This is a genomic window from Allobosea sp. 67-29, assembly GCF_001898115.1.
Lineage (GTDB): Bacteria > Pseudomonadota > Alphaproteobacteria > Rhizobiales > Beijerinckiaceae > Allobosea.
Genome location: NZ_MKSQ01000007.1, coordinates 300,985 through 313,342 on the forward strand (window position 1 = coordinate 300,985; position 12,358 = coordinate 313,342).

General features: G+C 68.8%; 10 protein-coding genes. 3 read left to right on the forward strand and 7 right to left on the reverse strand.

All coding sequences use genetic code 11. The annotated features are described in order from the left end of the window. Positions 1–2: 2 nt before the first annotated feature. Positions 3–2,066, reverse strand: a complete 2,064-nt coding sequence (locus tag BGO20_RS05130) for a hydantoinase/oxoprolinase family protein (protein WP_291662163.1) — start codon at positions 2,064–2,066, stop codon at positions 3–5. 183 nt (positions 2,067–2,249) lie between these two features. On the opposite strand from BGO20_RS05130, the gene BGO20_RS05135 reads away from it, so the two are divergent. After that, entirely contained in the window at positions 2,250–3,392 is a 1,143-nt protein-coding gene (locus BGO20_RS05135) for an NAD(P)/FAD-dependent oxidoreductase (protein ID WP_291662161.1), read from the forward strand. A gap of 13 nt (positions 3,393–3,405) precedes the next feature. On the opposite strand, the gene BGO20_RS05140 is transcribed toward BGO20_RS05135, so the two are convergent. Next, on the reverse strand, positions 3,406–5,451 hold the full coding sequence (locus BGO20_RS05140; RefSeq protein WP_291662596.1) for an NADH:flavin oxidoreductase: 2,046 nt from the start codon (positions 5,449–5,451) through the stop codon (positions 3,406–3,408). 172 nt (positions 5,452–5,623) lie between these two features. On the opposite strand from BGO20_RS05140, the gene BGO20_RS05145 reads away from it, so the two are divergent. Next, entirely contained in the window at positions 5,624–6,631 is a 1,008-nt protein-coding gene (locus BGO20_RS05145) for a LysR substrate-binding domain-containing protein (RefSeq protein WP_291662160.1), read from the forward strand. Between the two features lie 187 nt (positions 6,632–6,818). Here the strand turns inward: BGO20_RS05145 and ssb are convergent, their stop codons facing one another. From ssb to BGO20_RS05170, 5 genes are all read right to left on the reverse strand, one after another. After that, a complete protein-coding gene (gene ssb, locus BGO20_RS05150) occupies positions 6,819–7,367 on the reverse strand; it encodes a single-stranded DNA-binding protein (protein ID WP_291662158.1) in 549 nt (182 codons plus the stop codon). 193 nt (positions 7,368–7,560) lie between these two features. Then, entirely contained in the window at positions 7,561–8,418 is an 858-nt protein-coding gene (locus BGO20_RS05155; protein WP_291662157.1) for an ABC transporter permease, read from the reverse strand. After that, positions 8,415–9,410: an ABC transporter substrate-binding protein gene (locus tag BGO20_RS05160; RefSeq protein WP_291662155.1), complete on the reverse strand. Its 996-nt coding sequence runs from the start codon at positions 9,408–9,410 to the stop codon at positions 8,415–8,417. The genes BGO20_RS05155 and BGO20_RS05160 overlap by 4 nt, the downstream gene beginning before the upstream one ends. A gap of 266 nt (positions 9,411–9,676) precedes the next feature. After that, positions 9,677–10,168 (reverse strand): class I SAM-dependent methyltransferase, encoded by a 492-nt coding sequence (locus BGO20_RS05165; RefSeq protein WP_291662153.1) that lies wholly within the window; start codon positions 10,166–10,168, stop codon positions 9,677–9,679. A 193-nt stretch (positions 10,169–10,361) separates the two neighbouring features. Beyond that, positions 10,362–10,928, reverse strand: coding sequence for a biotin transporter BioY (locus BGO20_RS05170; protein ID WP_291662152.1), 567 nt, complete (start codon positions 10,926–10,928; stop codon positions 10,362–10,364). A 229-nt stretch (positions 10,929–11,157) separates the two neighbouring features. Between BGO20_RS05170 and BGO20_RS05175 the strand changes: the two genes are divergently transcribed. Then, positions 11,158–12,336 carry a pyridoxal-phosphate-dependent aminotransferase family protein gene (locus tag BGO20_RS05175; RefSeq protein ID WP_291662151.1) on the forward strand — a complete coding sequence of 393 codons (1,179 nt, stop codon included), beginning with the start codon at positions 11,158–11,160 and terminating at the stop codon, positions 12,334–12,336. Positions 12,337–12,358 lie beyond the last annotated feature (22 nt).

Sequence of the window (12,358 nt, forward strand, 5' to 3'; positions counted from 1 at the left end):
CATCACTCCGCGAAGGTCAGGTGCAGGTTGAGATGGCCATCGATCCGGGCGCTTGCACCGGCGGGAATCGCCACCGTGGTGTCCTCCTGCGCGACGACAGCAGGTCCGGCGAAGCGGCTGCCAGCCGCAAGGTCGCCGCGACGATAGAGGCCGACAGCCTGGCGGACGCCACCCGTGTGAACCTCGATCTCGCGCTCCGGCACCGCGGCGACATCGGTCTCCGCCCCCTCCGGGAACGTCAGAACCGGCCCGGCACCGACAGCGGAGAGGCGCAGGTTGACGATCTCGATGCGGCCGTCAGGGTCGTCGAAATCGTAGATCCGCTGGTGAGTCCGGTGGAATTCGCGGGCGATGGCGGCCGGATCGCCAGCCTCGAGCCAGGCCGGCTGCAGGGCGACCTCGATCTCGTAGCTCTGGCCGACATAGCGCATATCGGCCGAGAACCTGAGATCGGCCGGGCCGGCATGGCCCTGCGCCGCAAGCCAGCTTCGCCCCTCCTGAACCATCGCAGCCGAGGCCGCCTTCAGCTCCGGCAGCACGCCGGGCGAGAGTTCGGCGAAGAGCGTGCGGACGAAATCGCCGCGCAGATCGGCGACGAGCCCGCCCAGCGCCGAGACGACCCCCGGCCGGCGCGGCGCGAGCAGCCGGTTCATCCCGAGCTCGCGGGCGAGGAAGGCGCCGAGCATCGGGCCGCCGCCGCCGAACGGCATCAGCGTGAAATCCTTGAGATCGACGCCGGCCCGCGACGACAGCTTCTCGACCTCGACGAACATCTCGGAAACGGCGATGTCGAGGATCGCTTGCGCGGTCTCGTCGAGGGGCCGGTCGAGCTTCTCGGCAAGGCGCGCGACGGCGGCGCGGGCAAGGCCGGCATCCATCTTGAGCTGGCCATAGGCCATCTCGCTATGGCCGAGCCAGCCGCAGACCACCATGGCGTCGGTTACGGTCGCCTGCTCTCCACCACGCCCATAGCAAGCCGGTCCCGGCGTCGAGCCGGCCGATTCCGGCCCGACGCGCAGCACGCCCTGCCCGTCGACGGAAGCGATCGAGCCGCCGCCGATGCCGATCGAGCTGACCGAGACGGAGGGGATATAGAGGGGGAACTCGCCGATCATCTCGCCGGTGCCGTATTGCGGCTCGCCGTCGATGATGAGGGCGAAATCAGCGGAGGTGCCGCCGATATCGAGCGTCAGCACGCGCTTCTCGCCGGCCTGCCGGGCGAACCAGGTCGCGCCGATGACGCCCGAAGCCGTGCCGGAGAGCAGCATGGAGACGCAAGCGCGCTTGCCCTCGGTAGCGTTCATCACGCCACCATTCGATTTGGTCAGGAGCGCGCGCGCCGGCACGCCGCGGTCGGCCAGCCGCTGTTCCAGAGCGGTCAGATAGCCGGCGATGCGCGGATGCACATAGGCGTTGAGGATCGCCGTCGTCGTCCGCTCGTATTCGCGGATCACCGGCCAGACCTCCGCCGAGGTGAAGACGAAGAGCTCCGGAGCCAGCCGCGCAACCTCGGCCTTCACCGCCTCCTCCTGCGCCCCATCGCGCCAGGCGTGCAGGAAGGCGACGACAATGCCGACGGCCCCGCGCGCCTTGGCCGAAGCGATGGCGGCCGCAACCGCGTCGAGATCGGGCTTCACCCTCTCACGCCCGTCCGAGCGCATCCGGGCCGGTATGCCGAAGATGCGATCGCGGGTGATCAACTGCTCGGGGCGGGAGCAGAACAGCGAATAGACCTCCGGCATGCGCAGACGAGCGAGCTCGATCACATCCTCGAAACCGGCATTGGTGAAGAGCGCCAATGACGCCCCCTTGCGCTGGATGATGGTGTTGACGCCGACCGTCGTGCCGTGGACGAAGCGGGTGACCGCCTGCGGATCGAGGCCGTCGCGTTCGGCCAGCAGCGAGAGGCCGGTCATCAGCTCGGCGCCCGGATCGTCGGGCGTGGTCAACACCTTCAGCGAGGCGACCTGGCCAGAGCGTGTCTCCAGCGCGCAAAAATCGATGAAGGTGCCGCCGATATCGACCCCGACTTTCCAGTCCGCACTCGGCACAGTTCCGCCGTCCATATCCGCTCCTCTTGCTGGCGGCCGAAAGCTCGCATGGGGCGAAAGCGCGGTCCAAGAGACATGCAGAGCAGGCCCATAGGCTGGACTTATGGCCTGCCGGCCATCGCGACTTTGACGGCTCCGCCTGCCCACGTCAGGTTCGGCCCCGTGGAGATCTGCCGCCTGTGCGGCAAGAGGCTGGACATGGATGTGATCGTGCTCGGCGGTGGCCTGATGGGAACCGCCGCAACTTTCTTCCTGAGGCGGCGGGGCCTGAAGGTCACGCTGATCGAACGCAACCGCGTCGGAACGGGCGCCACCGTCGCCTCCTTCGGCAATATCCGCCGGACCGGGCGCCATCTCACGCAATTGCCGCTGGCGCATCGCTCCCGCAGCCTTTGGGGCGAGGCCGAACGCCTGCTCGGCCGCGACGTGGAGTTCCGCGCGACCGGCCATCTCCGCCTGATCTTCGAAGAGGATGCTCTGGCGGACATGCGCGCCTATGCCGACGCCGCGCGGCCCTGGGGCCTCGAGCTCGAGGAACTCGGCGCCAACGAGATCCAGGCGCGCTTTCCCGGCCTCGGCCCCGGAGCGATCGCCGCCTCCTTCTCCCCGCATGACGGCTCGGGCAATCCGCGCCTGATCGCGCCGGCCTTCGCCGATGCAGCGCGACGGCTCGGCGCGGAGATCGTCGAGGACTGCGAGGTCGCCAGCATCGACAATACCGTATCCGGCTTCCGCGTCACCGCATCCAAAGGCGTGTTCGAAGCCGGCAGGCTACTCAACACCGCCGGCGCCTGGGGAATGCGGATCGCCGCGCAATTCGATGAGCCGGTGCCCCTCACCCCGCGCGGGCCGCAGATGGGCGTGACCGAACCCCTGCCCCATCGCATCCTGCCGGTCGTCGGCATCTGGACCCGCCGGCATGGGACCGACGCCTATTTCCGTCAGGTCGAGCGCGGCAACATCGTCTTCGGCGGCGCGGCCGAACGGGTCGACGTCGCGCTTGAACCTGGCCACGCCAAGGCCGACCCGGCGCGGCTTCCGGCGCAGCTTCGCGCCCTGACACAACTCCTCCCGGCTCTGGAAAATGTCTCGGTGATCCGCACCTGGTCGGGCTGCGAAGGCTATCTCGCCGACATGCTGCCGGTCATGGGCCCGTCCGGCACCACGCCGGGACTGTTCCATGCCTTCGGCTTCAGCGGGCACGGCTTCCAGCTCGGCCCGGGCGTCGGCGATACGATGGCCGAACTGATCGCGACGGGTGAGACGGATATCCCGCTGCACGACTTCCGGATCGAGCGCTTCGCCGCTGCCGCAGGCGCCCGCAGCTCCGCTGTGGCTTGACCGCGCCGACCGCTCAGAGCTTGGAGCAGAGCCGGTAGGCTTCGTAGATCGCGGAATAGAGATCGCGGCTCGACACGGCGTCGCCGATGCGATGCAGGAGGAAACGTCCCGGTGCCGGCGCCGCCGCCTCTGCGCTGCCCAGCATGAAGGCGATATCGGTCACCCCATCATTGGCGGAGTGCTCGCGCAGGTCGTGATAGATCTCGGCGGCCGGCAGCGTGCCGTATTCGATGACGATCTGACTGGCCTCGACCTGGCTTTCAACACCGGTCAACTCGTTGCGGAACGTCGCCTGCAGGGCGTTGCCCCGGCGCTCGACCTTCTCCAGCCTGACATCGACCAGCGAGCGGATGCCGAGCTCGGCGAAGCGCTTCCGGAAGCTCGACTTGTCGATATAGGACATCTCGACGGCAAGCGCGTCGTCGGGCGTGGCCAGACAGACCGATCGCCCCTGCCGGGCGAGCTGCAACGCGCAGGAGGCCGCGGCCTGACGGCCGGTGCCGTCATAGACGAGCACGTCGCTCTTGCCCGGCACCGTGCCCGTCAGCACGTCCCATACGGTGTCGCAGAGCTCCGAACCTTCGAACCAGTCGGTATCGGGGACGCCGCCGGTGGCGACGATCACGAGGTCCGGCGCCTCGGCGCGAACCGTGTCGGCCTCTGCATAGCTGTTCACGCGCATATCGACGCCGAGCCGTTCGAGTTCGGCAATGCGCCAGTCGACGATGCCGATCAGGTCGCGCCGCTCCTCGGCGGCGGTGGCGACGAGCAACTGCCCGCCGAGCTTCGCGGCTGCCTCGAACAGCACGACCGAATGCCCTCGCTCGGCGCAGACGCGAGCAGCTTCCAGCCCGGCCGGCCCGCCGCCGACCACGACAGCTTTCAGGCGTCGCGAGGCCGGCACGATCTCGTGGCTGAGTGCGGTTTCGCGCCCGCTGGCGGCGTTATGGATGCAGTTGACCTTCTTGTAGAGGCAGTAGGAGGCGCCGACGCACGGCCTGATCCGCTCCTCCTCGCCGCGCCGGATCTTCTCGACCAGATGCGGGTCGGCGATATGGGCCCGCGTCATGCCGACGAGGTCGACGACGCCCTCGCGGATGGTGTGGCGGGCGGTCGCGACATCGCGAATACCGCCGGCATGGATCAGCGGCAGTTTCGTCTCGCGGCGGAACTGCGCCACCGAAGCGAGATAGGGCGCGTTGCGCTGGAACAGACCGGGCATGTTGTCCTCGGCCAGCGCCAGATCGGTATCCATGCGGCCGTAGATGCAATTGAAATAGTCGATATGGCCTTCGCGCTCGAATATCCGGGCGAGCTCAAGGCAATCCTCGAAATCCGAACCGTCCGCCACGCCCTCGTCGATCACGAAGCGGATGCCGACGATCGCGTCGTCGCCGACGCGCTTGCGGATCGCCTCATGGACCATGAGCCCGAAGCGCGCCCGGTTCTCCGGCGAGCCGCCGAAGCCGTCGCTGCGCCTGTTGGTGCGCGGCGACAGGAACTGGCCGATGAGATGGCCGCCGGTCACCGTCTCGACGCCGTCGAGCCCGCCTTCCATGCAACGCAGCGCCGCATCGGCATAATCCCGGACGATGCGCGCGATGTCCGCATCGTCCATCTCCTTGGGAAAATTGCGGTTGCGCGTCTCCCGGACGCGCGACGGCGCCAGCACCGGAAGCCAGTTCCAGCCATAGGAGGTCGCGCGGCGGCCGAGATGCGAGACCTGGCACATCACGGCCGCGCCATGGCCGTGAATGCACTCCGACAGCGCCGCGAGATGCGGAATGATCCGGTCGCTGGAGAGATCGAGCTGGCCGCCGCCCCAGCTCGAATCCGGCGACGTCATGGCCGAGCCGCCGATCATCGTCATGGCGAGGCCGCCGCGGGCCTTTTCCTCGTGATAGCGCTGATAGCGTTCGAGCGGCAGGCCGCCATCGTCCAGCATCGAGGCATGGCTGGTGCTGACGATGCGGTTGCGGAGCCTGAGCTTCTTGATCGCAAACGGCTCGAGCAGCGGGTCTCCCGCCGCAGTGGAAGGGCGAGCGTCGGATGTGACCATGGCGTTCACCGTATAGCTCCTCCGCCGCCGGGCCGGAATTGCGGCGCGGCCCCTCGCCCCGCCGACCGCACGGGCCAAGCCCCGTTTAATCGGATGCCTTGACGCACAGGGTGGCGGGATTTCCGCAGGCTGAGCAGGTTGAAAAAGCCTGGGACAGGCATACGCTCGACGTATGGCTCACCTGTCCCGCCTCGTCCCCTCCGCGCGCGGTCTTCTCGTCTTCGAGGCGGCCGCCCGCACCGGCAGCTTCACCGCCGCGGCGGCCGAGTTCAATGTCAGCCAGCCCTCGATCAGCCGCAGCGTCGCCGAGCTCGAAGCCGCACTCGGCGCGAAGCTGTTCGAGCGGCGTGCGCGGGGCCTCGCGCTGACCGGCGACGGCACCGAGCTGTACGCCGTGGTGGGCGAGGCCGTCGGTCGGATCGCCGGAGCCGTCCAGGCCATCCAGCGCCGTCGCAGCACGGCGAAACCTGTCGTCACGCTCTCCGTTTCGAGCTCCTTCGTGGCGCATTGGCTGCTGCCCCGACTCGGCACGTTCAATGCGGCTTTCCCGGAGATCGATTTCCGCTTCGATCTGATCCCGGGCGTTCTGCGCGGCGTGCCCGACAACGTCGACCTGGCGACGCGCATCGTCGCGGCCGACGATCCCGCCTATCATCGCTGGCCCTTCGCGCCCGAGGTGATCTTTCCGGTCTGCAGCCCGTCATATCTGAAGGAGCGCGGCAAGCTCGATCACCGCGGAGACGGAGCCGGCCATGTGTTTCTCTGGCTGACCGACCACGCCCAGCAGCGATGGGCCCCGGAATGGGGCAACGTCGCCCGACGCGGCAGTTCCCGCGGCATCTGGCACGAATTCACGGATTACTCCGTCATCCTCCAGGCCGCGCTGAATGGAGAAGGTGTCGCGCTGGGCTGGCTCAGCGTGGTTTCGAGCACCCTGCTGAAGGGCACGATGGTGCCGGCTTCGGACCTCATCATTCGTACGGGCCGGCACCACAGCCTGATCGCGCCACGGTCGAGGCCGGTCAGTCCCCTCGTCGAAGATGTCGCCCGCTGGCTGCAGGCGCAGATGGCGCAGGAACTCGACGCGCTCGACGAAGCCTTGCAGCTCGGGCGATCCGTGCTGCCGCGGGACCGCTCCACCCGCTCCCAACCGCCGGTCCCGCCACCCGAGCGGCGATGACTCTCGGGAAGCCCGGAACGCTCGCAGAGATCCGTCATGGAATGGCGCCAGCCGCGCGGCATCCGCTGCCGCCGATGCTTTCCGCGGCAGGCATCTTCGCAAGGAAAAGGGGCCGCCATGGGCAGCCCCTTTCTGTGATCCTGCAACGGCCTGACCCGGCCCGGCGCGGATCCCGCGGCAAGCCCGCTCAGAACGGGATGTCGTCGTCGAGATGGCTCGAAGACGAACGTCCGCCGCCGCCCGACATGGCGGGCTGGCGCGAGCCGCCGCCACTGCCTGCGCCGCCCATCGCGCCCGAACGGCCGAAGGAGCCGCCGCCGCTCGAGCGATCGTCCATGTAGCCGCCGCCACCGCCGCCCTCGCCATATTCGTCTCCGCCGCTCTGGCGGCTATCGAGGATGGTGAGCTCGCCGCGGAAGCGCTGCAGCACGATCTCGGTCGTGTACTTCTCGACGCCGGACTGATCCTGCCATTTCCGCGTCTGGAGCTGGCCCTCGATATACACCTTCGAGCCCTTCTTCAGATACTGCTCGGCGACCTTGGCGAGGTTCTCGTTGAAGATCACCACCGAATGCCATTCGGTGCGCTCCTTGCGCTCGCCCGACTGCTTGTCGCGCCAGGTTTCGGAGGTAGCGATGCGAAGATTGACGACCGGCTCGCCGCTGCCGAGGCGACGCACCTCCGGGTCCCGCCCGAGATTGCCGACCAGAATGACCTTGTTGACGCTGCCAGCCATGACAGGCTCCACTTCCTGCGCACTTCAAACACGAACCGGCCGGATGACCGGAGCCGAACCCTATCGGCCTGTTCCCTCAATATCAACGATGTTCCCGATTTGTTCAAGGGTCGTCAGAGAGGTTTTCCCCGGCTGATTCGCAGGACCTCGCGCGAGCGTCGCTCCCTGTCGGGCGCTGCAGGCAACGCGGCGTTCACGCGGGCGGGCGCCGCTCCACCAGCACCGCCTGGGCCATGCGGTCGAGCAGGATCGCGAGCAGCACGATCGCCAGCCCGCCGACGAAACCGAGGCCGGGATCGGCCCGCTGCAGACCGAGCAGAACGATTTCGCCCAACCCCTTCGCCCCGATCATCGAGGCGACCACGACCATCGCGAGCGCCATCATGATCGCCTGGTTGAGCCCCTGCAGGATCGTTGGCCGGGCCAGCGGCAATTCGATCAGCCAGAGCGTCTGGCGCGGACCGAGGCCGAGCGCGCGCGCCGCCTGCACCAGCTCGGTGTCGATGCCGCGCAGGCCGAGCTCGGTCAGCCGCGCGAAGGGCGGCAGCGCGTAGATCAGTGTCGCGACCAGCGCGGGCGCCCGTCCGAGCCCGAGCAGCATCGCGACCGGGATCAGGTAGACGAAACTCGGGATGGTCTGCATCAGGTCATAGACCGGTGCGAGCGCCTTCCCCAGCCGCGGCAACCGCGCCGCGGCGATGCCGAGCGGCAGGCCGAGCACCGCGACGAGCAGCACGGCGACGGCGACGAGCGCGAGCGACTGCATCGCCTCGGCCCAGACGCCGAGGCCGGCAAGGATCAGCGGCAGCACCGCCATCGCCAGCGCGAAGCCGAGGCTTCGCCGCACCAGCCAGGCCCCCGCGCCGACGGCCAGGACGAAGACCGGCACCGGGATATGCAGCAAAGCCGTCTCAACGCCGCGCACCGGCGCCGTCAGGAGCGCGCTGAACCCGTCGAGGCTATCGCCATAGCCGGTGACGACGGCGTCGACGCCGCGGTTGACCAGCCCCTGCAGCGTCTTGCCGAGATCCGGCAGCCAGCCAGGCGTCACAGGCTGGACGCGACCTTGGCGGCGACGTCCGCCGGCAGCCATGACTTCCAGACGTCGCCCTGCGTCTTGAGGAAGACCAGTGCCTGCTGCTCGGGCGTGACGCCCTTCTCGCGCGCCTCGGCCAGCATCCTCGAGGTCAGGTCGCTGGTCGTGGTGTACTTCCTGAGGAAGCCGGCGAGCTGCGGCGCCTTCTTCACGAAATCGACATTGGCGCCGATGACCACCCGGCTCATCGGATAGGCGGTGGCCTGCTTCGGCGCATCGCTGGTCTTGAGCGCTTCCCAGATCTTCGCGTCGAAGGCCGGCTCCTGGAGCTTGACGAGATCATAGGCGCCGAGCAGCCAGCTCGGCCCCCAATAGTAGAACACCACCGGCCGTTTGCGCTTCAGCGCGGATTCGATCGCGGCGACCAGCGCCTCGCCGGAGCCGCCGCGGACGTTGGTGAAGTCCTCGGCCAGACCGTAGACCTTGAGCTTCTTGGTATTGATGCCCTCGCAGACCCAGCCGGCGACGCAGTTGTAGAAGCGTCCCTTGCCCGGTTCCTCCGGATCGGCGAACAGCTCCTTGTAGTGCTTGAGATCCTCAACCGATTTGAGCTCCGGCGCCTTGGCGTCGGGCCCTGAAACCAGATAGCGCGGCACGAACCAGCCTTCGTTCGCATCCGGGAACGTCGTGCCCAACGGCTCGACCTTGCCCGCCTCCGCCTGCTTGACCCAGGCCTCGACCGGATTCGCCATCCAGATTTCCATGACGACGTCGACATCGCCGCGGCCCATGCCGTTGACCAGCGGCGCGATCGCGCCCGGCACGCGCTCGACCTTGCAGCCGAAGCCCTTTTCGGCGATCGCACTGGCGACGGCGGTGTGGAAGGCGGCGGAATCGTAGTCGAGCCCGGCGATCTTCAGCGGACGGTCGAGTTCGCAGGCGAGGATCGGCGTGGCGAGGCCGAGGCCGAGCATCAGCACGGCGCCTCGCAGAACGGCTTTCATCATCGGATTCCCCCGCTGGTTGCTATACCTGATCGTGCTCCCGACGATCGGTCATGTCCACGAAGCGCAAAGGCCGGTGAAATGTTCCACGTGGCGTGGAACATCGGCACCCCTCGCCGCATCATCGCCCAATCGGCCCGGAACCGCGACACCCCATCCTGTCAGCATGGGTCAGGACCGAGCGCGAGGCGAGGTTTCCGGACGAGGAGCCGGTCCGCCGAGCCGCCGCGCCGGAACACCATCCCGGGCAGGCCTGCCGCGGCTCCTGCTCAGGCGACGCGCCTGTAGGCGAAATATCGGCCGTCCGGCACGCCCTCGGGCAAGGGCACGGCCTCGAGCTTGTCGTGCTCGAGCGGCCAGCCGCTCACCACGATCGCCCCGGTCATGGCCAGTGCGGCGGTGTGGGCCGGCAGCCAGGAGAATGCGATGATGTCCCGTTCGGGCGCGCCGGTGGTGACGTCGACATGCACGAGCACTGCCGCCGCTCCGTGCCGCTCCCCGAAAGCGGGCAGCGTCTGCGCCATGTCGCCGACGACGAGAAAGCGTTCCGGCGGCATCGAACGCGGATTGGGCTGCGGGTTGCGCTCGAAGACATGGATCGCGCGGTCCGGCAGCAGCTCCCGCAGGTGGTCGTAGGTGCGCCCGTTGCCGAGCCCGAGCTCGAGAACGATACCGTCCTTGCCTTCGATGGCCGATGCGGCCCAGTTCAGCACGGTGCGCTGCGCTTCGAGGCGGCGGATGAAGCTGTCCAGGCGGCTCATCGGGTCCCGTTCGTCGGCCTGCCCGCGATCGAGATGGGCGCGGACTCCCCACAGCCGGCTATCCTACCGGCCTCGGGCGCGGCCGCCAGTCCCGGCCGGGATCGTTCTGGCGTCGGGTCACCCCGCACCGGCCGGGATGACGAAATCCCGCACGCCAAAGGCCTGCGGGATCGCGGCCGGCCGCTGCGAGGGATCAGCCGCGCGGGGCGAAGGCCTTGAGCGTGGCGGCGGCCAGCGCCGATTTCAGCACGGCGCCGAGCAGGAAGGGCACGGCCCCGACCGCGATCGCCTTGGGCAGGCCGATCAGGACGCCGAGCCAGGCCACGCCGATCACCAGGCAGAGCGCATTGCCCGCGAGCATCGCCGCGAAGGCGAGCGCGAGCCGGCTGCCGTTCCAGCCGCGCTCGGCCAGCCAGCCCGTCAGGGCCGCGGCGATGGGGAAGGCCACGAGATAGCCGCCCGTCGGGCCGACGAAATAAGCTGCGCCGCCAGCGGCACCGGCCAGGACCGGCAGGCCGATGAGCCCCTCGAACAGCCAGGCGATCACGGTGACCGCGCCGAGGCGCCAGCCATAGAGCGCGCCGATCAGCGTCACGGCGAAGGTCTGCATCGTCATCGGGACCGGATACATCGGCACCTTGATCTGCGAGGACAGCGCCAGCAGGAGGCTGCCGACGATCACGGCGCCGGCCCGCCAGGCGAAGGAGCGGCTTTCCAGGCGCAGCGGGCTGAAGCTGCGGCGGAGGGCGAGATCGGTCATGGTCGCTCCGTAAGCGTGATCGGCGACGGGTGTCGCCATTCCGGATCGCGCCTTGTGGTCCGTTTCGACATCGGGACGCAAGGCCCATCCGTGCCAGATGCCTTGGGCCTCCTGCCGGAGCAGCGTCATGCAGGCCGGGCGGGCGCGCAATGTCGCCTGACGGCTTGCGTCGGCGCGCGATATGTCCGAATGGCCTGCGGTAGGCGACCTTCCCTTCCGAGGATTCCCGATGTCTCTGGCCCAAGGCCGGCCGCTGCTCGCTATGCCCGGCCCGACCAATATCCCCGACCGCGTGCTGCAGGCGATGATGCGCCCCGCCGAGGAGCTGAGCTCCGAGAGCATCGTCGGGCTGACGGATTCGGTTTTGGCCGACCTCAAGCGCATCTTCCGGACCGGCGGCGAGACCTTCGTCTATGCCGCCAACGGTCATGGCGGCTGGGAAGCGGCCTTCACCAACGTCCTCTCGCGCGGCGACAAGGTGCTGGTGCTGGAAAGCGGGCGCTTCGCCGTCGGCTGGGGCGAGATGGCGCGCTTCATGGGCGCCGATGTCGAGATGCTGCCGGGGAGCTGGCGCCGCGCGGTCGATCCTGCGGCCCTCGAGGCCAGGCTGCGCGCCGACACCCGTCACGAGATCAAGGCGGTGATGACGGTGCAGATCGACACCGCCGCCGGCGTGGTCAACGACATCCCGGCCATCCGCAGGGCGATCGACGCCGCCGGCCACCCTGCCCTGTTCATGGTCGACGGCGTCGCCTCGGTCGGCTGCATGGAATTCGAGATGGACGCCTGGCGGATCGACGTCGCGGTCTCGGCCTCGCAGAAGGGGCTGATGTCCTCGCCCGGCCTCGCCTTCGTCGCTGCCAACGCGAAGGCGCTGGCGGCCCACAAGCGCGCCGACATGCGCAGCGGCTACTGGGACTGGAGCGGCCGCATGGATACGCTGGCCTATATGAAGCATTGCGGCACCGCGCCGGAGCATCTGCTCTTCGGCGTGCGCGCCGCGATCGACATGATCTTCGAGGAAGGGCTGGAGGCGGTCTGGCGCCGCCATGCCGCGCTCGCCAGGGCGACGCATGCGGCGGTCGAGGCCTGGGCCGGCGGCCAGGCGCTGGGCTTCGGCGTCGCCGAGCCGGCGGAGCGTGCCCCCTCCGTCACCACGATCCTGACGCCCGGCTTCGACGTCGCCACGGTCACCGACTTCACGCGCGACGTCTGCGGCGTCACGCTCGGCCTCGGCATCGGCGACTATGCGGGCAAGGCCTTCCGCATCGCCCATATGGGCCATTTCAACGCCGCCGCCCTGCTGGGCACGCTCGGCGCGGTCGAGATGGCGCTGCAGGCCAGGGAAATCCCGCACGGCTCCGGCGGCGTCTCGGCAGCGGTGGCCAGCTTGGCGGAAGCGGCCTGAAGCACCCGCCCGATCATCCTCA

Coding starts and splice junctions, on each gene's coding strand:
- BGO20_RS05130 (WP_291662163.1), bottom strand. CDS start 2,066: ATGGACGGCGGAACTGTGCCGAGTGCGGACTGGAAAGTCGGGGTCGAT.
- BGO20_RS05135 (WP_291662161.1), top strand. CDS start 2,250: ATGGATGTGATCGTGCTCGGCGGTGGCCTGATGGGAACCGCCGCAACT.
- BGO20_RS05140 (WP_291662596.1), bottom strand. CDS start 5,451: ATGGTCACATCCGACGCTCGCCCTTCCACTGCGGCGGGAGACCCGCTG.
- BGO20_RS05145 (WP_291662160.1), top strand. CDS start 5,624: ATGGCTCACCTGTCCCGCCTCGTCCCCTCCGCGCGCGGTCTTCTCGTC.
- ssb (WP_291662158.1), bottom strand. CDS start 7,367: ATGGCTGGCAGCGTCAACAAGGTCATTCTGGTCGGCAATCTCGGGCGG.
- BGO20_RS05160 (WP_291662155.1), bottom strand. CDS start 9,410: ATGATGAAAGCCGTTCTGCGAGGCGCCGTGCTGATGCTCGGCCTCGGC.
- BGO20_RS05165 (WP_291662153.1), bottom strand. CDS start 10,168: ATGAGCCGCCTGGACAGCTTCATCCGCCGCCTCGAAGCGCAGCGCACC.
- BGO20_RS05170 (WP_291662152.1), bottom strand. CDS start 10,928: ATGACCGATCTCGCCCTCCGCCGCAGCTTCAGCCCGCTGCGCCTGGAA.
- BGO20_RS05175 (WP_291662151.1), top strand. CDS start 11,158: ATGTCTCTGGCCCAAGGCCGGCCGCTGCTCGCTATGCCCGGCCCGACC.